This window comes from Sphingoaurantiacus capsulatus, from assembly GCF_042648405.1.
In the GTDB taxonomy this organism is placed as follows: Bacteria; Pseudomonadota; Alphaproteobacteria; order Sphingomonadales; family Sphingomonadaceae; genus Sphingoaurantiacus; species Sphingoaurantiacus capsulatus.
Genome location: NZ_JBHRXV010000001.1, coordinates 323,915 through 343,576, shown reverse-complemented (window position 1 = coordinate 343,576; position 19,662 = coordinate 323,915). Strand labels below are relative to the sequence as shown.

Below are 19,662 nucleotides of genomic sequence, written 5' to 3'. Positions count from 1 at the left end.
ATGGGCAGGTGCCGTCAGTATCGGAATTCTGGTGGGTGTAGCGAAAGCGTTAGCAAATTTCTTGGGGGAGCCGGGCGTGTCCGAACGGGGCGACGATGCCGCGAGCGTGCTGGCCGACCTCGACGAGGCGCTGGGCATCGCGCAGCTTGGGCTGTGGACCTGGGCGGCCGGCAGCCAGGTCATGACCTGGTCACCTGCGCTCTACGCCATTTCGGGCCAGGACCCGGCGACCTTTACCCCCACCATCGAAAACACCATCGCGATGGTTCACCCCGACGAGCGCGCGTCGGCGCTGGCGAAGCTGCAGGCGGCGGCCGAGGGAGAGAGCGGCGGCAGCGACTATCGCATCGTCCGCCCCGATGGCGAGGTTCGCCACCTGTGGGTGAAGATGAACCCGGTGCTGGAGGACGGGCGCATCGTCGCCGTCCGCGGCGTCAGCGCCGACGTCACCGAGCGCCGCAAGACCGAGGCGCGGCTGGCGGAGAGCGAGGCGAATTATCGCCATGCCCTTGAGTTGAACCCGCAGGTTCCGTGGGTGGCCGATGCCACCGGCAATATCCTCGAGGTGTCCCCGCGCTGGCGCGAGTGGATCGGCCTCAATGCCGAGGAGACGGCGGGGCTCAACTGGATCGATGCGCTGCACCCCGACGATTATGCGCGGACGGCCGAGAGCTGGACGCAGTCGGTGAAGGCGGGCGCGCCGGTCGACATGCGCTATCGGCTGAAGACCAAGGACGGCGAATACCGCTGGTTCCGGGCGCGCGGTGCGCCGCGGCGCGATGACAGCGGCGCGATCATCCGCTGGTACGGCGCCGTCGAGGACATCGACGAGCAGGTGCGCATGGAAACCGCGCTCCGCGAGACCGAGGAACGCTACCGGCTGGCGGCGCTCGCCACCAACGACCTGATCTGGGACCATGACCTCGTGTCCAACCACATCGCGTGGAACGAGACCGAGGGGACGCGCTTCGGCTATGCGACCGCCGAGCTGGGCGACAGCGGTACCTGGTGGCTCGACCAGATTCACCCGAGCGACCGCGAGCGGGTGCGCGACGCCATCGCCGCGGTCAGCAGCAACGGCGCCGAGCAGTTCGTGGAGGAGTATCGCTTCCGCTGCGCCGATGGCAGCTACGCCGACGTTTACGATCGCGGCTATATCCAGCGCGATGGCGACGGGCGCGCGGTGCGTCTCGTCGGCGCGATGCAGGACGTGACCGAGCGCAAGCGGGCGACGGCGGCGCTGATGGACAGCCAGGCGCGGCTCCGCTGGGGCGCGACGCATGACGCGCTGACCGGCATCGCCAACCGTGTGCGCTTTCAGGAAGTGCTTGCCGAGGCGATCGCCGCGGTGCCGGAAGACCGCTGCGTCGGGCTCGTGCAGCTGGATGTCGACGGGTTCAAGCAGATCAACGACACGCTGGGCCATGATGCCGGCGACGCGGTGCTGCGGACACTGGTTCGCCGCATCGGCGAGCTGCTGCGCCCCGGCGACACCTTGGCGCGGATGGGCGGCGACGAGTTCGCGATCGTGCTGCCGAGCCTCGGCAGGCCCGAGGGGCTGGAGAAGGTCGTCGAGCGCATCCAGACGCTGATGCGCGAGCCTTTCGTGTTCGAAGGCCATACGCTCGACTGCCGCACCACCATCGGCAGCAGCCTGAGCCCGCACCACGGCCGCACGCCCGAGGAATTGCTGAAGAGCGCCGATATCGCGCTGGCTTCGGCGAAGGCGGCGGGGCGCGGCCAGCATGTCACCTTCGACCCCGCGATGCGCGTCAGCCTGCAGCATCGCAACTCGATGCTGAACGTGGCGCGCGATGCGCTCGCCTATGACTGGATCGTCCCGCACTACCAGCCGAAGGTGGTGCTCGCCGACGGGCGCGTGGCGGGGTTCGAGGCGCTGCTGCGCTGGCGCGACAGCCGCGGCGTCTTCCACGGGCCGGGGACGCTGGGCGCGGCGTTCGAGGATCTGGAACTGGCGGCGCAATTGTCCGACCGGATGTTCGACCGTTGCATCGCCGACATGCGGCGCTGGATGGATGAGGGCGTCGACTTCGGCCATGTCGCGCTCAACGCCGCCGCCGCCGAATTCCGCCGCGACGACTTCGCCGAAGGGCTGATCGAGCGCTTGCGCGCCGCCGACATTCCGACCGACAAGGTGCAGCTCGAGGTGACCGAGAGCGTGTTCCTGGGCCGCGGCGCCGAATATGTCGAACGCGCGCTGCGGCGGCTGTACGACGTGGGCGTGCGGATGGCGCTCGACGATTTCGGCACCGGCTATGCCTCGCTGCGCCACCTCAACCAGTTTCCCGTCGATATCCTGAAGATCGACCAGAGCTTCGTCCAGGGCATGGCGGCGAACAGCGGCGAGGAAGTCATCGTGCGCAGCCTCGTCAACCTTGGCCAGAGCCTCGGCATCGAGGTGGTGGCGGAAGGCATCGAGGAGGAAGCGCAGGCGGAAATGCTGCGCCGGCTCGGCTGCCATTACGGGCAGGGCTTCTTCTTCGCGAAGGCGGTGCCGGCGGAAGCGGTTCCGGGCCTGATCGCGGCGCGGCGCTGACCCCGAGGCAACTGTGGCGCTCCCTGGCCGTTAGGTCCGCAGAGGGAGTGCCACATGCCGAACCACGCCAGTCCTGATGAAGAACGCGCCCGTCTCGCCAAGGCGTCCGAACTGACCCGCGAAGCGATGCGGCTGACCGACGGCTTCGCGCCGACCGCCTTCGAGCATCTGCGGCTGGCGACGGCGGTTCTCGACGTGATGAAAAGGCCGGCGGGCAGCGCCTGACCGCGCGTCGGGCGGCTTTACAGTTTCGCGGCGACGGTGGGCGGCGATTTCGTCGATCAATCTGAAATCGAGAGCTTTTTCGAAGCTGGTCCGCTTCCTGCTTGGGGTCTCCTCAGCGAAGAGGAGACAGAATGCGCGCCGATGCACTTCCCACCGGTGCCACCACGATGCTCCAGATCATCGTGCTGATGGCCGTGTTTGCCGTCGTCGTGGCCGGTTGGCTGTGGTGGCAAAACCGGCGCATCAGCAACATGGCCCCCGCGCGCGAACGGTTCCGCACGCCGGTTTGAGCGGCGGTTCCCACGTCGTCATCCCCGCGCAGGCGGGGACCCAGCCCGATTGAAGAGCGTGCCCGCTTTCGCGGGCGCTTTTCGTTTGGGGACTGGGTCCCCGCCTGCGCGGGGATGACGAGCGAGGGCTTCGCCTTCTTCGCGATTTCAGCTTTAGAGAACGGCCGTCTCCACCAGCCGTCATACCGGCGAAAGCCGGTATCCAGACCAGCGTCCGACTGGATACCGGCTTTCGCCGGTATGACGGCTGGTGGGTGGGCGAGCGACCCGTCCTGAGCCGGTGAGCGGCTAGGCCTGCGCTCCCGCATGCGCGCCTGTGGTCGGCCGGTAGGCGGCGCCGTCGCTGGTGAATTCGGCGTGGCCGTAGCGGGCGAGGAGTTGGCGGACGCGGCGGACGAGGTGGGCGTCGACGGCGCCTTGCAGCCCCGGCACGCGGCGGGCGAGGGTGTAGAAGGCCATGCGGCCGGTGATCCACAGCGCGACGATGATGAACAGCGCGCGGTCGACGACACCGATGTCGATGCCCATCGCCCTGGCGCGGTCGTTGTCGCCTTCGAGGAAATGCTTGAGGAAGAAGCCGCGGGCGAAGCGCTGCTCGACGGCGTCGAACAGGCGGTTCCGCAAGCGTTTGTCGGGCGGCAGATAGGCGGCGAGCGTGGCGCGGATGAGCGCGCCGCAGGTGGCGTCGTCGAAGCCGGCGCGCAGGGTGGAGTTGCGCGCGGTCATCAGGCGGACGACGCCCTCGGGCGTGTCGGCGAGCAGATCCTCGGGAAGGCCGAGCAGGAAGCAGCGGTAGCGGGCGAGCTCGACCTTGGCGCGCTCCTCGGCCGTGAACTGGCGGCGGCCTTCGCGGATCATCTGGAAGCTCAGCAGGAACACGCCGATGAGGCCGGCGGGCATCTGGTCGACCTGCGGGATCGGCATGCCGTAGACGCTGGCGTCCCACTTGCCCGAGCGCAACGCGTTGATGCGCACCATCGAGTGCATCAGCCGCACCATCGCCGCCGCCTTGAAGCCCTCGCCATGGCGTTCGAGCGCGCCGGGCAGGATGGTGGTGGAGAAGAAGGTCGCGGTCTCGTTGACGCGGCGGGCGGCCGACGAATGGCCGAGCGTGCCGGTCAGCGCCATCGGCAGCGCCGAATATTTGTTGAGGAAGGTGGCGATGAAGGCGCCGCGGATCGCGAAGGGCGCGAGGTTGGCGGTGCCGTTCAGTTCGAGCGCTGCGCCTTTGCGCACCATGTCCATGTCGACCCAGTCGGGCGTCGCCTCCATCGCGGCGATGAAGGCGGTGAGTTCGGCGGGCGCGTCGGGGACGGCGTCGAGGCCCTTTTCACAGGCGGTGACCAGCATGTCGATCAGCGGGCGGAAGCCGTATTTGGGCAGCAGCGCGGCATAGGCGTCGGCGACCACATCGCCGAGCATCGTGTAGTGGCGGACGCGCTCCAGATCCTCGTCGGTGACCTGCACGCCGCCGGGGGCGCGGTCGCGGACGACGGCGAAGCTGGAATCCTCGGTGAACCGCTCGGGCAGCGCATCGAAGTCGAAGCGGCCGTAGAGGGCGGGCATGCGCTCGGCCTGCGAAAGCACGCGGGCGCGGACGGCTTCGAGCGAGGTGTCCATCGGGGTCGATCCTGTCGGTGCTTGAACTCAGGCACCAAGATATGTGAGGGTTGCTCAGGTTTCTACTCGCCTTTGCCGCCTGGGCGGCAAGCAGGGGAACAGGAGAGCCAAGTGGCTGGAAACAAAAGGCGTTCGCCGACACAGGCGCGGGCGGCCGCGACGGTAGATGCGATCCTCGAGGCGGGGCTTCAGCTTCTGACCGCCGACGGCGTCGCGGCGCTAACCACCAATCGCATCGCACAGCGCGCGGGGGTGAGCATCGGCACGCTCTACCAATATTTCGACAGCAAGGCGGACGTGCTGGCGGCGCTCGCCGACCGGCGCGCGGCAGCGGTGCGCGAGGAGATCGCGCGGACGGTGATCGAGCGGCCGGGGCTGGGCAGCGTACGGACGATCGTGCGGGCGCTGACGCAGAGTTTCGAAGGGACGCCGGAGACGCAGACGGCACTGCTTGGCGCGATGTTCGCCAGGGATGGCGCGGCGTTGGCGAGGCACCATGAGGCGTTTCTGGCGGCGATCGCGGGCAAGGCGCGGCTGGACATCGAACTGACGCCCGAGCGGGCGTTCGTGCTGACGCACGCGGCGATCAGCCTGCTGCGCGCGGCGGCGGCAGAGCCGTCGCTAGCGCTCGACCCGGACGCCCTCGAGGATGAGATCGTGCGGTTGATGGAGGCGTACATCGCGGCGTTGCCGGCGGGGTAGGTGCGCGCCGCTCCACTCGCGTTTCGCGGGCGCCCGCACTCGCACTCGCATCCGTGTCCACTATCCGTCATGCCGGCGAAAGCCGGTATCCAGACCACCGCCTGACTGGATACCGGCTTTCGCCGGCATGACGGATTGGGAGTGGGGCGAGGGGGTGAGCGATCCCCGGACGACGCATGATGGGGGGCGACAGGACGGTGGGTCGGGGAGGCATCTACCGGTCCCGGATGTTCTCCAGCCGCCGGATCAGATCGTCGAGCGCGCGGTCGCCGGCCTTTACGCCGAAGGCAAAGCCGAGCAGCGCGCCGACCACCAGTAGGCGGACGGGCATCGTGCGATCATGCTCGCTGCGCAAAAACTCGCGCTCAAGAAGATAACGCTGGGACAAAACTACTTACGCTTCCGCAACTACACTTGACTTGGGATTCAATGATCGGCGGCTGCCGAGGTTCCGATTTGCGGTTTTGGAACCAACCTAGGTTAGGGTCGTTCATTACGCATCCGCCCGGCTGTATTCGGAGCGGTGGGTGCCCGGCAGTGTTTCGCCAGGCTGCGTACAGAGAACCCTCGTAAGAGGCGAGATTCGACGCCCGTCACTCCTCCCACGGTGACGGGCGTCTTTTCGTTTTCAGCGTCGGTAGGTCCTACAGAATCTCACAATTGGCGACCGGCCCCGTTTGTCAAAAACCTAGGATTTCCGCCGCTTCCAGAGCTTGGCCCGCTAGATGTTTACGTGCCCGCCCCGGACCCGTCCGCGGCGGGCGTTGTCGTTTCAGGGCGAACCTGTTGGCGGGACGGGCGCTTTCCTATCGTCGCGCGGATGAAGCGTGCCGATCCGCGCGAGGCCGATCTGTTCGGCGAGGCGCCGCCGCCGCCGACCCTTGCCGATGCCGAGATCACGCCGCAGCCGGGGCCGCAGGCGGCGTTCCTGGGCGTGGAGGCGGACATCGCCATCTATGGCGGGGCGGCGGGCGGGGGGAAGAGCTGGGCGCTGCTGGCGCAGCCGTTGCGGCATGTGGCGAACGGCAGCTTCGGGGGCGTGATCTTCCGGCGGACCACCGTGCAGGTCAGGAACGAGGGGGGGCTGTGGGACGAGAGCATGAAGCTCTACCCGCAGCTCGGCGGCAAGCCGAAGAGCCATGTGCTCGAATGGCGGTTCCCGAGCGGCGCCTCGCTGTCGTTCGCGCATCTGGAGAATGATGCGACGGTGCTCAATTATCAGGGCGCGCAGATGGCGTTCCTGGGGTTCGACGAGCTGACGCACTTCAGCGAGCAGCAATTCTGGTACATGCTCAGCCGCAACCGATCGACCAGCGGCGTGAAGCCCTATGTGCGGGCGACGACCAACCCCGATGCCGACAGCTGGGTGGCGAAGCTGATCGGCTGGTGGATCGATCCGGTAACGGGGCTGGCGTGTGCCGAGCGCGCCGGGGTGGTGCGCTGGTTCGCGCGGATCGGCGGCCGGCTGGTGTGGGCGGACAGCGCGGATGAGCTGAAGGCGCTTCACCCGGCGGCGCGGCCGAAGTCGCTGACTTTCGTGCCGGCGAACTTGTCCGACAACGGCATTCTGGAAGAGGCCGATCCCGACTATCGCGCCAATCTCGAGGCACTGCCGCCGGTCGAGCGCGAGCGGCTGCTGCTCGGCAACTGGAAGGTGCGCGCCGCGGCGCGCGCGCTGTTCCGGCGTGAGTGGTTTCCGTTGGTCGACGCGGTGCCCGGCGGGGGCCGGGTGGTGCGCAGCTGGGATCTGGCGGCGACCGAGAAGAAGGCGATTGGCCACGACCCCGACTGGACCGCCTGCGTGCGGGTGCGGCGGGTGCCCGATGCCAGCGACGGGCGGGCGGGGACATTCTACATTGAGACGGCGATGCGGCTGCGCGGGACGCCGGCGGCGGTGGAGAATGCGATCCTGAACACCGCGGCGCAGGACGGGGTGGGCGTGGCGATCCGGCTGCCGCAGGACCCGGGGCAGGCGGGCAAGGCGCAGGCGGACACCTATGTGCGCAAACTCGCCGGGCATGAGGTGCACGCCGTGATTCCGAGCGGCGACAAGGTTTCGCGCGCGGGACCGGCGTCGGCGCAGGCGGAGGCGGGGAACATCCGGCTGGTGCGGGCCGCGTGGAACGACGAGCTGCTCGACGAGCTTGAGGCGTTTCCGGCCGGACGGCACGATGATTGGGTCGACGCGCTGGCCGATGCGATCAACGAGCTGACCCTGGGGTCGGCGTATACGCTGGCGAATTTGTAGGGCCTGCGGCCCGTTGGTGCCGCCCACCCGTCCCGTCATTCCGGCGAAAGCCGGAATCCAGCCGGGCGGTTGTCTGGATACCGGCTTTCGCCGGTATGACGGATTGGGTGGGCGCGAGCGGCGGGCGGCGGGCGGCGGGCGGCGGGCGTGCCGGGGCGTGCGAGCTGCGAGCGTAGGACGGGCGCGGGACGCGGGCTTGGGGCGCGGCGGGCGGGGTGCATGAACTTGGCCACGCCGAAGAATGCCTAGGTTGTGACCCGGCGGAGGGGCGGCTAACGCATCGCTGATCCTTCGTCCTTTTGCCGGGAGCCGCCCCTTGTCGCCGCGCGACTTCCTGATCCTTGTCGGCATCTGCCTCGTCTGGGGGCTGGCGAACGTCGTCAGCAAGATCGTGGTGGCGCATTGGGCGGTGCCGCCGTTCGCGTTCGGGGCGCTGCGCTTCGCGCTGGTGGCGCTGGTGACCTTGCCGTGGCTGCTGCCGGCGCCGAAGCCGCTGGGGCGGCTGCTGCTGATCGCCGCGCTGATGGGGGCGGGCAATTTCGCGCTGCTGTTCGTCGGGCTGCAGACGGCGAGCCCGTCGGCCGCCGCCATCGTCGTGCAGGTCGGGGTGCCGTTCACCACGCTGCTGTCCATTATCGTGTTGAACGAGAAAATCGCGTGGCGGCGGTGGCTTGGCATTCTGATGACCCTGACCGGGGCGCTGGTCGTGATCTGGAACCCCGATGGCCTGTCGCTATCGAAGGGCCTGTGGTTCGTCGCGGCCGCCGCGGTCGCGGGATCGACGGGCGCGGTGTTGATGAAGCAGATGGAGGAAATCCAGCCGCTGCGTTTCCAGGCGTGGGTGGGGTTCACCTCCTTCGCGGCGCTGCTGCCGGCGTCGCTGCTGTTCGAAACGGGGCAGGCGGCAACGATGACGGCGGCGGGCTGGCCGTTCGTCGCGGCGCTGCTGTTTTCCGCGCTGATCGTCTCGGTGATCTCGCACACCGCCTATTACCGGCTGATCCAGCGGTACGAGGCCAATCTGATCTCGCCGCTGACCCTGATGGCGCCGCTCGCCACCATCGGCTTCGGCGTGCTGATCACCCACGACCGCTTCGACCTGCGCATGGGCATCGGCGCCGTGCTGGCGCTGTGCGGCGTGCTGATCGTCGCGCTGCGCACGCGGCGCGTGGGGCCGCTGACCAACCTGCTGCGCGAGCGCAGCTAGGCGGACAGCCAGCGAAGCACGAGATCGGTGACGGCGGGTGCCTTCGCCGCGACGTCGGCGCCATCCCTGAAACTGAGCACGCCGCGATCGGGGCTCGGCCATTTCGCGAGGCCGCCCGGGTCGTCGAAGCTGAAGCCGGCGGGCGCGCGGGCGCCGCGATGCAGGATGAGGCGCAGGCTGCCCTTGGGGCCGAGGTTCAGCGTCGCCCGGTCCTCGCCGTCCAGCGCGAAGCTGGGCGCGTTCCACTTGATGGTTTCGACGAGCGCCGGCGAGGCCGCGGCGACGGCGGCACGCAGGGTATCGATGGCGGCGCGAAGCTCGGGCGCGAGCGGGGTGAGCCAGGCGACGACGGCGGGCGAGTCGGTCATGGGACCGGTTTAGCATCTCCTCGCCGCAGCGGCGCGGCGCGCGGAAAGGGCGCGATGGGGAGCTTGTTCATCCACGCCAAGGTGCGCTGGCGCTTCGGGCCGATCGAATGGCTGACCTCCACGCCGGCATATGGCATCGACGGCGAGGTGGCGCCGAGCCTGGGCGGGCAGTTCATCGACCCGTTTCTCGGCGATGTGAAACCGAAAGCGAAGCCGCCCGAAACCCCCGCATAATTCGTATCTTGCGGCGCCCCGGCCTTTATGGTGAATGCGCCGCTTTCCAGCAGTTGAGGGGCTGATGGATGATTGATGACGAAGGGACCGCGGCGCGGCGCGGCCGACGACGAACCGAGCCGACCGAGCCGCGCGACGCGGCGATCACGCCCGACGATTCGGCGAGCGCGCTGGAACGCGGCGCGCGCATTTTCGAACGGCTGCTGCGCAAGCGGTCCTGACGAACCTACAGCCGATCTCCCCGCCACCCTATCGTCACGCCTTCGCGTCGGATGACGGCTAAGGAGGCGCTCGCATGGGTTTCGTCAGCGAATTGCGCGACGGGCTGACCAATCTGATCACCGGCGCCGGAACGGCGGCCGACAAACGGGCGCACAGCGTCTATGCGCTGCGCCATGTCGATCCGGCGCAGGTGGAGGCGGCGTACCGGTCATCGTGGCTGGTCAGGAAGATCATCGACCTGCCAGCGCACGACGCGACGCGCGCGTGGCGGCGCTGGCAGGCGGCGCCCGAGGCCATCGCCGCGATCGAGGCGGAAGAGCGGCGGCTGGAGCTGCGCCGCAAAGTGCGGCGGGCGCTGGTGCTGGCGCGGCTGCACGGCGGAGCGGCGATCCTGCTCGGGGTGGGCGATGGCGATGCGGCGATGCCGATCGATCTCGCGCGGATCGGCAAGGGCGGCTTGCGCTATGCGCATGTGCTGTCGCGCTGGGAGCTGGTGCATGGCGAACGGCGGATGGACCCCGAGGACCCGTGGTTCGGCCAGCCGACGCATTTCCTGTTGCGCGGCCGCGGCGGCGGCGAGGTGAAGCTGCATCCGTCGCGCGTCGTCGCCTTCGTCGGTCAGGCGGTGCCCGAGGCGAGCGCCATCGGCCCTGGTCTTATGGGGGGCGCGAGCTGGTTCTGGGGCGACCCACTGCTGCAGTCGATCGAGGACGCGGTGAAGAATGCCGACGCCGCGCAGAACGGCTTCGCCGCGCTGATCGACGAGGCGAAGGTCGATGTGTTCGGCATCCCCGACCTGCTGTCGAGCCTGGCCAGCCGCGAATATGAGGAGCGGCTGCTGCGGCGGTTGAGCCTCGCGAAACTGGGGCAGTCGACGCACAACGCCAAGCTGAAGGATGCGAGCGAGACCTGGGAAACGCGTCAGGTCGTGTGGACCGGCATGCCCGAGGTGATCGACCGATATTTGCAACTGGTGGCCGGCGCCGCGGATATCCCCGTGACCCGGCTTTTGGGGCAGGCGCCGGCGGGGCTCAATGCCACCGGCGAGAGCGACCTGCGCAACTACTACGACAGTGTCGCGGCGATGCAGGCGAACGAGCTGCGGCCGTTGCTCGAGCGGATCGATGCGGTGATGCTGCGGTCGCTGTTTGGCAGCGTGCCGGGCGATGTGTGGTTCGAGTTTGCGCCCTTGTGGCAGCTGGCGCCGAAGGAGCGAGCCGAGGTCGACAAGCTCAATGCCGAGACGGCGGCGATCGACGCGGCGAGCGGGTTGATCCCGGCCGAGGCGCTGGCGGCCGGGCGGCGGGGCCGGGTGATCGAGGACGGTTGCTACCCGGGCCTCGAAGCGGCGCTGGCGAACCTACCGGCGGTGAGCGCCGTGGCCTAATCTCTGCGCTTCCACCTCGTCGAGACGACGACAGGAGACATAAGTGGCGAACCTCGTCCTCTATTCGAACTTCCGCCTGCGCCAGCACAATGGCAACGCGATCAACCTGGCGTCGGCGCCGATCAAGGTGGCGCTGCTGACCGCTGCCTATGTGCCGGACGTCGCCGTCGACCAGCTGTTCGCGAGCGTGAGCAGCGGCAAGGAGGTGTCGGGCGGGGCCTACAGCGCGGGCGGGCAGACGATCGCCGGCTCGGCGGTGGCACTCGACGGCGCGACGCCGGAGTGGACGCACGACGATGTGGTGTGGAGTCAGCATGCCAGCGGCTTCGCGACCGCGCGCTACGCCGTGTGGCATGATAGCGGTAGCGGGCGGTTGATCGGCTATCTCGACCTGACCTCGAACCGCGGGAACGTGAACGGCCCGCTGACGCTCGACGTGACGGCGGCGACCGGCATCGCGAGCTTCTGAAGGAGCGGGCGCGGTGTTTCTGAACTTCAGGGAGCGGCTGCCGGCAGGCGTGGCGTTGACGCGTGCGTCGTCGGGGACGGTGGTGGATGCGATGGGGAGGGTGACGTACGCGGCGAGTAATCTGCTGACCCGTTCCAGCGACTTCGCCAGTACCGCGTGGATAAAGTATAACGATGGCACTGCGACTCAGGCGTTGACGGCAGGCCAAGCCGATCCGTTGGGCGGAAATGACGCTTCCCGGGTCGAATGGACTGCGGGGGGCTATAACCTGCTCACTCAGAATCTCACGCCGCTGCCGGGTATGAATTACCGGCTTTCAGTTTGGATGAAAGGTGCGGTCGGCGGCGAGATCGCCAAGCTCGACTTCTTTAACGGTAGCAGCAACGGAACCGCCGGCCAGCAGGTCACACTGACCGACCAGTGGGCGCGCTATTCGGTTAAGGTTACCTCTGTGAATGCCCTCGGCGGCTTTCAATTTCGAAAGCAAGTAACGGCTACGGCGCAGACTTTCTCAATCTTCGGCGCGCAGGTCGAGCATGTCACTTATCAGACGGCACCGTCGCCATATCTGGCGACGGTCGGCGTGGCGGCTTACGGCCCGCGCTTTACGCATGATTCCGTCACGCTCGATACACGCGGTCTGTTGAGTGAAGAGGCGCGGACGAACCTGCTGCTGCGGTCGGCCGAGTTCGACAATAGTTATTGGACGACGGCCGCAGCGGCGATCGTGCCGAATGATGCGGTGGCCCCGGACGGAACCGCGACTGCTGACCGCCTGACGTGCAACACGCCGGGCGCCTATGCGAGCGTGTTCCGTACCGAGGTCGTCGCCAATGCGACCGCCTACACACTGTCGGTGTTCGCCAGGGCCCGAACCGGCTTCATCCTGAGCCTCGAGCTTCGGGGGAGTCCGGCAGGCGTCGATGCCGTGTTCGATCTCTCGGACGGGACGGTGATCTCCGGCGCCGGCGCGATCACGCCCGCCGGCAACGGCTGGTATCGCTGCTCGGTCAGGAAAACGAGCATCGACACCTCGGAGATCGCTATCTTCGGCATGGGAGCGGCCAATCTCCACGACAGCATCCATGTCTGGGGCGCGCAACTGGAGCAGGGCGTCACCCCCACCAGCTACATCCCGACCACGGCGGTGGCGGTGACGCGCGCTGCCGAGCCATCGAGCGTGCAGACCGTCCAGGGTGACAACCTGGTGCAGAACGCCACCGGCTTGTCGACGACGGCGCATTGGAATGACGCGAATGGCGCCACGCTTGATGTCAACGCCGGGCGGCTGCGACTGACGGGAACTGCTGGCGGCTATGCCTGGCAGGCAATCCCGGTCGTCGTCGGTCGCCCGTACCGGCTCACGGCGGACTTCACGCGCACTGCGGCGAACAGCACATTGTTCGCGGGTAACGCGGCGGGCGGCACGCACTATGGCGTCAGGACACTGACCGCCAGCGGCGCGGCCATGCTGACGCTTGTCCCGACACAGCCGCTGATCTTCATCGGCGTGAGCATCGAGAGCGGTGGCCCGACGGTGGCCGAATGGGGTAACTTCTCTTGCCGCGAGGCGGTGCCGACCGCCTTCGCCGGCGATGGCGGCTGGGACAACGGCGCGGCCTCAGCGCACGACCTGTATGCGCCGGCGCGCGTCGGGGTCGCCGCCGGCGGTGGCATGGTCACGGCGGTTGGCACCACCATTAGCTATTCGGGCGGGAGCTTGACGCGGCGCGCCTATCTGAACCTCAACACCCGGCCCGGGCGACCCGTTTGCCTGATCGCGCTTGCCGACAAGGCGGGCACCTATTTCACGCCGAAGGCCGGGCGTGATGGCGTCGGCGGCAACCTCGTCGCCAGCGTATATGCCGCGACGGCCGGCCAGGTCGCCTTTACCTTCGTGCCGACCAGCGCGTTCACCACCCTCGAGTTCGAGAACGCGGCGGCCTTCAGCGTATCGGCGGTTCGCGTGGCCGAGGTGTCGGCGCAGGCACCCGCCGGCGGTAGCGCCCCCGATCTGCTGGACGGCGCCGGGCACTTCGGATCGACAGCCGGATGGACCGCCGAGAATGCGACGGTCGAGGTCGGCGACGGCCTGTTGACGCTCACGACGATTGCCGGAGACACGACGCCGCGCGCGCATCGCACGATCACCGGCCTTCGGCCCGGGCATGTCTATCGCGTCTGGGGAAGCGCGCGGCGGGGAACCTCCGCCGGCAACGCGCGCGTCCTGATGGCCGATGTCTCCGGATCGCCCACGGCGGTCAGCAGCTCCGGCACCGCATTGACCGCAGGGACGGTCGAGTTTGTGGCGGGCGGGATCAGCCACAGGCTCATGCTTGAGGTGGACGCGATTGAGGGCGGGACGACCGCGATGTTCGGGGATATCGAGGTCCGGGAGGGCGGGCTCGTTCGGAACGGCGATTTTGCGAGCGGCGAAGGGTGGACGACCGGCGCCTATTGGTCGATCGACCCGGCGGGCCACGCATCGCGGATTGGCGACGATTTTACCTATTCCGCGCTGAGCCAGAGCGTCGCCGTCGTCGCCGGTCGAACCTACCGGCTCACCTATCGCCTTGTGCGAAGCGACGGCGCGGTGACCCCGTGGCTGGGCGGCACCCCGGGTAGCGAGCGGTCAACATCGGGTACCTACAGCGAACTCTTCACGCCCGCCGGGACCGGCACGTTGCAGTTCAGGGGCAACGGGACGTTCGGCGGCACGATCGACGATGTCGTGCTCGTGGAAGTGGGCGCGCAAGGCGCGGGGGCTGTCGCGGCGCAATTCAGTTTGCCGGCGATCAACCCGATACGGGCCAGCGATATCATCAACCTGAATGACGGCACCGGCGGCGAGAATATCCGTGTACATGTCGAGGTGAACGGCGCCGTCATCGCGCTGGTGCAGAGTGCCGGCGCCAACCAGGCGCTATTGTCGCTGGGGATGATCGCTGCCGGGGAGGTGGCGCGGGTTGCGATCTCGTGGGGCTATGATGCGGTTGCCGGCACCAACTTCTTTCGGGGGTCGCTAAACGGCGCCGCGGCGCTGAGTGCCACGCCGGCGCGCCTGCCGCAGATCGGCCGGCTCGATATCCTCAACGAACCCGGCGGCAATCGCGCCGCCAATGGCTGCATCCGCTGGATCGCGGCCGCTCGGCACGGCCTGTCCGCCGCCGAGCTGCCGAACTGGCAGCCGGATATGACGGGCGTTGGGGCCGTGGCGAACGCGCCGGCCGGTCGAGGCATTGCCGTCGTCGAGGCAACGACCGTGGCGGTTGGGGCCAATGACAACATGCCGGTTGGCCGCGGGGTCGCGACGATCGAGGCGACCGTCATCGGGGCGGGCGCGGCGGCGCAAGCGCCGGCCGGGGCCGTCATCGGCATTGCCGAGGCGATGATCGTGCCGATCGGAGCGTCGGTAGCGCGGCCGCGGGGACGGTCGGTGCGGTTGGTTCATACGCCCGTCGCGCTGGTCGAGGCTGAGACGCCGGTCGAACGGCGGGCGGGTGGTAGTCAGGAGAGCCGTCGTGGCCTTGCCCAATGATCCCATATTGCTTGCCGAGGCGATGGACCCGTCGGAGGTCCTCGACTTCGTGTTCGACTTCGCGGCGCTGCTTGAGCCCGGCGAGGTGATCGATGATTTCGCGCTGACCATGTCGGCGGAAGGGGCGGCGCTGGGGTTGTCGGTGCTCGAGGCGCCCGACCGCGGCGCGACGCTGATCGAGGGAGATCGGGCGGTGCGGCTGTGGGTCGGCGTCGAGCCGGGCGCGCAGAACGATGCGGCCTTTGCCGGTGACGGCCTGCAGGTCGGCATCGAGCTGCGGGCGACGACGAACAGCGAGCCGCCGCGGACGCGCGAGCGCACCTTTGCGCTCACTGTGCGCCAGCGGTGAAGGAGCGGGCGATGGCGGAAATCCGGAACGGCGCGAGCGGTCATCTGGCGATCGAGGCGGTGCATGACGGGCCGTGCGGCATCCAGGCGGGGGACGGCACGATCGTCGCGTTTCGCTGGGCGCGGCGCGGGGTGCGGCCGGACCAGGCGGTCGGGCGGGCGGCCATGCTGGATGGCGAGCCCTTCTTCGTTGCCTCGGCGGCGCGGTCCAAGATCACCGAGGGCTTCTATGTGCTGCGGCTCGAACGGGCTGGCGTCTGACGAACCTACCGGCCTGCTTTGCCCAACCATAGGATGCCCGACATGCTGATTACCGATGCTCTTGCCCTCGATGCCGCCTCCGTCCGCCTGACCCGCGACGGCTATATGGTCGCCATCGCGCGGATCGCGCGGAGCGGCGTGCAAAGCTATTCGGCGGCCGAGCTGGGGCTTGCCGACCGCGCGGCCGACGAAGTGGTGCGGGTGTATCGCCCCGCCGAGGAAGTGTTCGCGCCCGACGCAATGGCGTCGCTGGCGCACCGGCCGATGACGCTCGACCATCCGGCCGAGGCGGTGACCGCCGCCAACTGGAAGCGGCATGCGATCGGGACGACGGGCGGCGACGTCACGCGCGATGGCGACACGGTGAGCGTGCCGCTGACCCTGATGGATGCCGAGGCGATCGCCGAGGTGCAGGCGGGCAAGCGGCAACTGTCGGTCGGGTATAGCTGCGAGCTGGTGTTCGAGGATGGCGTGACGCCGGAGGGCGAGGCCTATGACGCCGTGCAGCGCGGCATTCGCGGCAATCATGTCGCGGTGTGCGGGCTGGCGCGGGGCGGGCCGCGGCTGCGGATCGGCGATGCGGACGAGCTGGTGGTCGATGGTGTGGTGCTGACCGGGTTGTCGGCGGCAGCGCGGGCGGCGGTCGAGGGATTGCAAGGGCGCGTGGTGGCGCTCGATGCCGAGGTGGCAGTGCTGACGCAGCGGCTGGCCGAGGCGGAGCCGACGCCGGCGAAGTTACAGGCGCTCGCCGCCGCGCGGGTGAAGCTGATCGAGGATGCTTCGCGCGTCGCCGGCGCGTCGCTCGAGAGCGATGGGTCAGATGCCGAGGTTCGGCGCGCGGCGGTGGCGGCGCGGCTGGGCGACGGTGTCGCGGTGATGAGCGATGCGGCGGTCGAGGGGGCGTTTGCGGCGCTGCTGTCGGTGCCGGCGCCGGTGGCCGATGCCGCGCGCGACGTGATCCTGCGCGGGACGCACGTTGGTGACGAGGCGCGCAGCACCTTCGATGCCGCGCGGGCCGGGCGCTTTGCCCATTTCGAAAACGCGTATCGCGGGGTCGCCGACGCCGCCTGAGTTTTCACGCTGACGGCGCGTCGGGAGACGCTCCGCCGCCCACGGGATCGAATCCCTAGAAGGAGCCAACGACATGGCCGTCGTCCAGACCAGCTATTCCGATACCCCGCCGGCGGGCTTTGCCGGCATGGTCGCCGAGAGCGAACCGTCGACGCGGATCAGCCGCAGCGTCGAGGACGGTGCCGGCATCGCCTTCGGCAAGGCGGCGTTCCGCGGCAGCGGCCCGCGCGGCTGCACCGCGACGCCGGCGGCCAATGCCTTCCTGGGTTTCGTCGCCGCCGACAGCGCGGGCAGCGCCGATGTCGTGGCGCAGCATGGCAGCGCCGCCATCCTGACCAAGGGCGTGATCTTCGTGACCACGGGCGAGGCGGTGACGGCGGGTGCGCCGGTCTATGTCACGTCGGGCGGCGGCATCGTCGACACCGCGAGCTCCAACACCGCGGCGCCGGGCTGGGTGTTCGACACGGCGGCGGCCAACGGCGCGCTCGTCCGCATCGCCAACCGCAGCTGACGCGCTACGCCCATGCTCTATTCCTCCCCGTCATACCGGCGAAAGCCGGTATCCAGCTCGACCGTCCGACTGGATCCCGGCTTTCGCCGGGATGACGAAAAGGGAGGGGCAGGACTGCACTGAAATCCACGCCCGTCGCGAGACGGCCGATTGCCCCGAGAAGGAAGCCCGCGAATGTCCGAGATCAATTTCCACGACGCCCAGCAGGCGCTGGGCTTCCTCCAGCCGCAGCTCCAGCGCATCGAGACCGAGGTCTATCAGACCCGCTTCCCGTCGTTCGACTACAGCCGGCTGATGTTCGTGAACACCGACGGCGGCATGTGGGATGCCGGCTCGGTCTTCTATTCGGGCAGTATCGCCGGCGCGGCGCAGTTCCTGTCGGGCAAGGGCGTCGACATGCCGTTTGCCGAGGTCGCGCAGTCGCAGCATCTGCGCACCAACCACTTCGCCGGTATCGGCTATGAATGGTCGCTGCAGGAGCTGCAGCGGGCCGCCGCCCTCGGTCGCAATCTCGGCAGCGAGAAGGCGCTGGCCGCCTCAAAGGTCGCCGAGGCCTTTCTCTATGGCATCGCGATGCGCGGGTCCGACGAGAAGGGCATCACCGGCCTGATCAACGATGCGCAGGTGCCGGCGGCGCTGGTGGCGGCGGATGGGACGGGCAGCGCGCGGGACTGGGCGTCGAAGGACGCCGACAAGGTCGCGCGCGACGTCAACGCGGTGCTCAACGCGCCGGCGACCGAGACCAAGGAGACGCACCGCGCCAACACGCTGCTGCTGCCGACCAGCCGGCTGCAGGCGATTGCCGGCAAGCGCATCGGCGACGGCACGGATTCGGTGCTGAAGTTCATCAAGGAGAACAACGCCTACACGCTGGAGACCGGCCAGCCGCTGACCATCATCGGCAGCCGCGAGCTGGAGACGGCGGGCGCTGACAGTGCCGCACGCATGATCGCCTACGACAACAGCCGCGAGGTCATGCAATTCCATCTGCCGGGACCGCACGAGTTCCTGCCCGCCTTCCAGAAGTCGCCGATGCTGTGGGAGGTCGCCGGCATCATGAACGTCGGCGGCGTCGAGATCCGGCTGCCGAAGGCGGTCGCCTATCGCGACGGCCTGTAAGGCGGAGGAGGGCGACGCCATGGCGGACCTCGTTTTCGCGACGCTCACCAATCTCGACGCCGGCCCCCGCGGCGTCGAGACCGCCGCCGGTCTCGTGATGATCGAGGCCGGCGGCGACGCCCGGGTCGAGCTGCCGGCGGGTGCGCTGGCAGCGGTGGAGCGCAGCGGGTGGTTTGCCGTGGCGGCGTCCGCGCCGCGCCGGCGGAAGGGAGCCAGCAAATGATGCCGCCGGTGCCGACCCCGAGCGAACTGACTGCTGCCTTCCCTGCCTTTGCAGGGGTGGCGACGGGGCAGATCCAGTTCTGGATCGACCGCGCCGAGCGCGTGGTCGATGCGAGCTGGACGGCGGACGATTTCGCCTTTGCGACGATGCTGCATGCCGCGCACGAGATGGTGCTGAACGGGCTCGGCAGCGGGGCGGAGGCCGAGGCGGCGGCGGGCGGGGCGAGCGCGTTCCGCACCTTGAAGTCGGGCGCGCTGTCGATCGAGCGGTTCGAGGGCGGCGCGGCGGGTGGCTATGCGGCGACGCAATATGGCCGGCAGTTCCTGCCGCTGCTCGCGCGCAACCGCGGCGGGCCGCGGGTGACCGGAGGCGCCGGCGATGCCGGCTGACGATGCCATCGCGCGGCTGTTCGGCGCGGCGCTGCGGCCGATCTACCAGGCGGCGACCCTGCACCGGGTGACGCGCAGCCGCGCGCGCGGCGGGTCGACGACGGAGAGCGTCGTCGAGGTGCCATGCTGGGCGCGGTTCGATGGCGGTGTCGAGGCGATGCAGGGCGGCGCGGGGGTGGCAGCGCGCGAGCTGCGGCTGTTCGTGCTGCGCGCGAGCTTTGTCGGCGGGATTAGCAGTGACGACCGGATCAGCCTGGGCGGCGAAAGTTACGCGATTTCGTGGGCAGCGCTCGATCCGGCGGGTGTTGCTTATGAGCTTGAGGTGCGGCGGGCATGAGCGGGCTGGCGACGCATCTGGCGAGATTGCAGCGGCTGGGCAGCGGCGCGCTTTCCGAGGCGGCGGATGTCGTGATCGGGGAGGGCGCCGCGGCGCTGGCCGAGGCGGCGCGGGCGGCGGCGGGCGAGGGATCGCTCGCCGCGGGGATCAACAGCGCACGCACCGGCGCGGGTAGCGCCGAGGTGCGGTCGAGTGCGTCGCACGCGGCCGTGATGGAATTCGGCACGTCGAAGACGCCGGGCCGTCCGCATCTGCGGCCGGCGGCGGCGCAACTGCGCGGGCTGATCGCGGCGAAGCTGGCGCAGGCGGTGCGGCGCGTGGTGCGGGGAGGCTGAG

At 69.0% G+C, this 19,662-nt stretch carries 22 protein-coding genes; 20 read left to right on the top strand and 2 right to left on the bottom strand.

Annotated elements, in window-relative coordinates:
* Positions 1 to 76 precede the first annotated feature (76 nt).
* The 3 genes from ACFOMD_RS01830 (at position 77) to ACFOMD_RS01820 (ending at position 3,072) form a co-directional block, all read left to right on the top strand.
* Entirely contained in the window at positions 77 to 2,557 is a 2,481-nt protein-coding gene (locus ACFOMD_RS01830) for a sensor domain-containing protein (protein WP_380855913.1), read from the top strand.
* A 54-nt stretch (positions 2,558 to 2,611) separates the two neighbouring features.
* Positions 2,612 to 2,782 carry a hypothetical protein gene (locus ACFOMD_RS01825; protein ID WP_380855910.1) on the top strand — a complete coding sequence of 57 codons (171 nt, stop codon included), beginning with the start codon at positions 2,612 to 2,614 and terminating at the stop codon, positions 2,780 to 2,782.
* 131 nt (positions 2,783 to 2,913) lie between these two features.
* On the top strand, positions 2,914 to 3,072 hold the full coding sequence (locus tag ACFOMD_RS01820; protein WP_380855907.1) for a hypothetical protein: 159 nt from the start codon (positions 2,914 to 2,916) through the stop codon (positions 3,070 to 3,072).
* Positions 3,073 to 3,360: 288 nt separating this feature from the next.
* Here the strand turns inward: ACFOMD_RS01820 and ACFOMD_RS01815 are convergent, their stop codons facing one another.
* A complete protein-coding gene (locus ACFOMD_RS01815) occupies positions 3,361 to 4,692 on the bottom strand; it encodes an oxygenase MpaB family protein (protein ID WP_380855904.1) in 1,332 nt (443 codons plus the stop codon).
* A 111-nt stretch (positions 4,693 to 4,803) separates the two neighbouring features.
* Here ACFOMD_RS01815 and ACFOMD_RS01810 point away from each other — a divergent pair, with 111 nt between their 5' ends.
* From ACFOMD_RS01810 to ACFOMD_RS01800, 3 genes are all read left to right on the top strand, one after another.
* Positions 4,804 to 5,394 carry a TetR/AcrR family transcriptional regulator gene (locus ACFOMD_RS01810; protein WP_380855901.1) on the top strand — a complete coding sequence of 197 codons (591 nt, stop codon included), beginning with the start codon at positions 4,804 to 4,806 and terminating at the stop codon, positions 5,392 to 5,394.
* An 820-nt stretch (positions 5,395 to 6,214) separates the two neighbouring features.
* A complete protein-coding gene (gene terL / locus ACFOMD_RS01805; RefSeq protein WP_380855898.1) occupies positions 6,215 to 7,642 on the top strand; it encodes a phage terminase large subunit in 1,428 nt (475 codons plus the stop codon).
* 316 nt (positions 7,643 to 7,958) lie between these two features.
* On the top strand, positions 7,959 to 8,849 hold the full coding sequence (locus ACFOMD_RS01800; RefSeq protein ID WP_380855895.1) for a DMT family transporter: 891 nt from the start codon (positions 7,959 to 7,961) through the stop codon (positions 8,847 to 8,849).
* On the opposite strand, the gene ACFOMD_RS01795 is transcribed toward ACFOMD_RS01800, so the two are convergent.
* On the bottom strand, positions 8,846 to 9,217 hold the full coding sequence (locus tag ACFOMD_RS01795) for a DUF1801 domain-containing protein (protein WP_380855892.1): 372 nt from the start codon (positions 9,215 to 9,217) through the stop codon (positions 8,846 to 8,848). The two genes, ACFOMD_RS01800 and ACFOMD_RS01795, sit on opposite strands and share 4 nt — an antisense overlap.
* A gap of 54 nt (positions 9,218 to 9,271) precedes the next feature.
* Between ACFOMD_RS01795 and ACFOMD_RS01790 the strand changes: the two genes are divergently transcribed.
* From ACFOMD_RS01790 to ACFOMD_RS01725, 14 genes are all read left to right on the top strand, one after another.
* Complete coding sequence (locus tag ACFOMD_RS01790; RefSeq protein WP_380855889.1) at positions 9,272 to 9,451, top strand: hypothetical protein; 180 nt, start codon at positions 9,272 to 9,274, stop codon at positions 9,449 to 9,451.
* 68 nt (positions 9,452 to 9,519) lie between these two features.
* A complete protein-coding gene (locus ACFOMD_RS01785; RefSeq protein WP_380855886.1) occupies positions 9,520 to 9,672 on the top strand; it encodes a hypothetical protein in 153 nt (50 codons plus the stop codon).
* A gap of 74 nt (positions 9,673 to 9,746) precedes the next feature.
* Positions 9,747 to 11,060: a DUF1073 domain-containing protein gene (locus tag ACFOMD_RS01780; protein ID WP_380855883.1), complete on the top strand. Its 1,314-nt coding sequence runs from the start codon at positions 9,747 to 9,749 to the stop codon at positions 11,058 to 11,060.
* Positions 11,061 to 11,103: 43 nt separating this feature from the next.
* A complete protein-coding gene (locus ACFOMD_RS01775; protein ID WP_380855880.1) occupies positions 11,104 to 11,529 on the top strand; it encodes a hypothetical protein in 426 nt (141 codons plus the stop codon).
* 13 nt (positions 11,530 to 11,542) lie between these two features.
* Positions 11,543 to 15,067, top strand: coding sequence for a phage head spike fiber domain-containing protein (locus ACFOMD_RS01770; RefSeq protein ID WP_380855877.1), 3,525 nt, complete (start codon positions 11,543 to 11,545; stop codon positions 15,065 to 15,067).
* Positions 15,051 to 15,416 (top strand): hypothetical protein, encoded by a 366-nt coding sequence (locus ACFOMD_RS01765; RefSeq protein ID WP_380855874.1) that lies wholly within the window; start codon positions 15,051 to 15,053, stop codon positions 15,414 to 15,416. The genes ACFOMD_RS01770 and ACFOMD_RS01765 overlap by 17 nt, the downstream gene beginning before the upstream one ends.
* An 11-nt stretch (positions 15,417 to 15,427) precedes the next feature.
* Positions 15,428 to 15,676 carry a hypothetical protein gene (locus tag ACFOMD_RS01760; RefSeq protein ID WP_380855871.1) on the top strand — a complete coding sequence of 83 codons (249 nt, stop codon included), beginning with the start codon at positions 15,428 to 15,430 and terminating at the stop codon, positions 15,674 to 15,676.
* A 42-nt stretch (positions 15,677 to 15,718) separates the two neighbouring features.
* Complete coding sequence (locus ACFOMD_RS01755) at positions 15,719 to 16,747, top strand: DUF2213 domain-containing protein (protein ID WP_380855868.1); 1,029 nt, start codon at positions 15,719 to 15,721, stop codon at positions 16,745 to 16,747.
* Positions 16,748 to 16,820: 73 nt separating this feature from the next.
* Positions 16,821 to 17,258 (top strand): structural cement protein Gp24, encoded by a 438-nt coding sequence (locus ACFOMD_RS01750; protein ID WP_380855865.1) that lies wholly within the window; start codon positions 16,821 to 16,823, stop codon positions 17,256 to 17,258.
* A 174-nt stretch (positions 17,259 to 17,432) separates the two neighbouring features.
* Complete coding sequence (locus ACFOMD_RS01745; protein ID WP_380855862.1) at positions 17,433 to 18,377, top strand: DUF2184 domain-containing protein; 945 nt, start codon at positions 17,433 to 17,435, stop codon at positions 18,375 to 18,377.
* A 19-nt stretch (positions 18,378 to 18,396) separates the two neighbouring features.
* Positions 18,397 to 18,600 carry a hypothetical protein gene (locus ACFOMD_RS01740; RefSeq protein ID WP_380855860.1) on the top strand — a complete coding sequence of 68 codons (204 nt, stop codon included), beginning with the start codon at positions 18,397 to 18,399 and terminating at the stop codon, positions 18,598 to 18,600.
* On the top strand, positions 18,597 to 18,989 hold the full coding sequence (locus tag ACFOMD_RS01735) for a DUF4054 domain-containing protein (RefSeq protein WP_380855857.1): 393 nt from the start codon (positions 18,597 to 18,599) through the stop codon (positions 18,987 to 18,989). Before ACFOMD_RS01740 ends, ACFOMD_RS01735 begins: the two co-directional genes overlap by 4 nt.
* Positions 18,979 to 19,326, top strand: coding sequence for a hypothetical protein (locus ACFOMD_RS01730; protein WP_380855855.1), 348 nt, complete (start codon positions 18,979 to 18,981; stop codon positions 19,324 to 19,326). The genes ACFOMD_RS01735 and ACFOMD_RS01730 overlap by 11 nt, the downstream gene beginning before the upstream one ends.
* Positions 19,323 to 19,661, top strand: coding sequence for an HK97 gp10 family phage protein (locus ACFOMD_RS01725; protein ID WP_380855852.1), 339 nt, complete (start codon positions 19,323 to 19,325; stop codon positions 19,659 to 19,661). Before ACFOMD_RS01730 ends, ACFOMD_RS01725 begins: the two co-directional genes overlap by 4 nt.
* Position 19,662 lies beyond the last annotated feature (1 nt).

Excerpts from the sequence above, each read along its gene's own strand:
- ACFOMD_RS01735 (WP_380855857.1), top strand. The coding sequence starts at position 18,597 with ATGATGCCGCCGGTGCCGACCCCGAGCGAACTGACTGCTGCCTTCCCT.
- ACFOMD_RS01725 (WP_380855852.1), top strand. The coding sequence starts at position 19,323 with ATGAGCGGGCTGGCGACGCATCTGGCGAGATTGCAGCGGCTGGGCAGC.
- ACFOMD_RS01750 (WP_380855865.1), top strand. The coding sequence starts at position 16,821 with ATGGCCGTCGTCCAGACCAGCTATTCCGATACCCCGCCGGCGGGCTTT.
- ACFOMD_RS01740 (WP_380855860.1), top strand. The coding sequence starts at position 18,397 with ATGGCGGACCTCGTTTTCGCGACGCTCACCAATCTCGACGCCGGCCCC.
- ACFOMD_RS01755 (WP_380855868.1), top strand. The coding sequence starts at position 15,719 with ATGCTGATTACCGATGCTCTTGCCCTCGATGCCGCCTCCGTCCGCCTG.
- ACFOMD_RS01790 (WP_380855889.1), top strand. The coding sequence starts at position 9,272 with ATGGGGAGCTTGTTCATCCACGCCAAGGTGCGCTGGCGCTTCGGGCCG.
- ACFOMD_RS01730 (WP_380855855.1), top strand. The coding sequence starts at position 18,979 with ATGCCGGCTGACGATGCCATCGCGCGGCTGTTCGGCGCGGCGCTGCGG.
- ACFOMD_RS01785 (WP_380855886.1), top strand. The coding sequence starts at position 9,520 with ATGATTGATGACGAAGGGACCGCGGCGCGGCGCGGCCGACGACGAACC.
- ACFOMD_RS01820 (WP_380855907.1), top strand. The coding sequence starts at position 2,914 with ATGCGCGCCGATGCACTTCCCACCGGTGCCACCACGATGCTCCAGATC.
- ACFOMD_RS01825 (WP_380855910.1), top strand. The coding sequence starts at position 2,612 with ATGCCGAACCACGCCAGTCCTGATGAAGAACGCGCCCGTCTCGCCAAG.
- ACFOMD_RS01780 (WP_380855883.1), top strand. The coding sequence starts at position 9,747 with ATGGGTTTCGTCAGCGAATTGCGCGACGGGCTGACCAATCTGATCACC.
- ACFOMD_RS01745 (WP_380855862.1), top strand. The coding sequence starts at position 17,433 with ATGTCCGAGATCAATTTCCACGACGCCCAGCAGGCGCTGGGCTTCCTC.
- terL (WP_380855898.1), top strand. The coding sequence starts at position 6,215 with ATGAAGCGTGCCGATCCGCGCGAGGCCGATCTGTTCGGCGAGGCGCCG.
- ACFOMD_RS01815 (WP_380855904.1), bottom strand. The coding sequence starts at position 4,692 with ATGGACACCTCGCTCGAAGCCGTCCGCGCCCGCGTGCTTTCGCAGGCC.
- ACFOMD_RS01760 (WP_380855871.1), top strand. The coding sequence starts at position 15,428 with ATGGCGGAAATCCGGAACGGCGCGAGCGGTCATCTGGCGATCGAGGCG.
- ACFOMD_RS01795 (WP_380855892.1), bottom strand. The coding sequence starts at position 9,217 with ATGACCGACTCGCCCGCCGTCGTCGCCTGGCTCACCCCGCTCGCGCCC.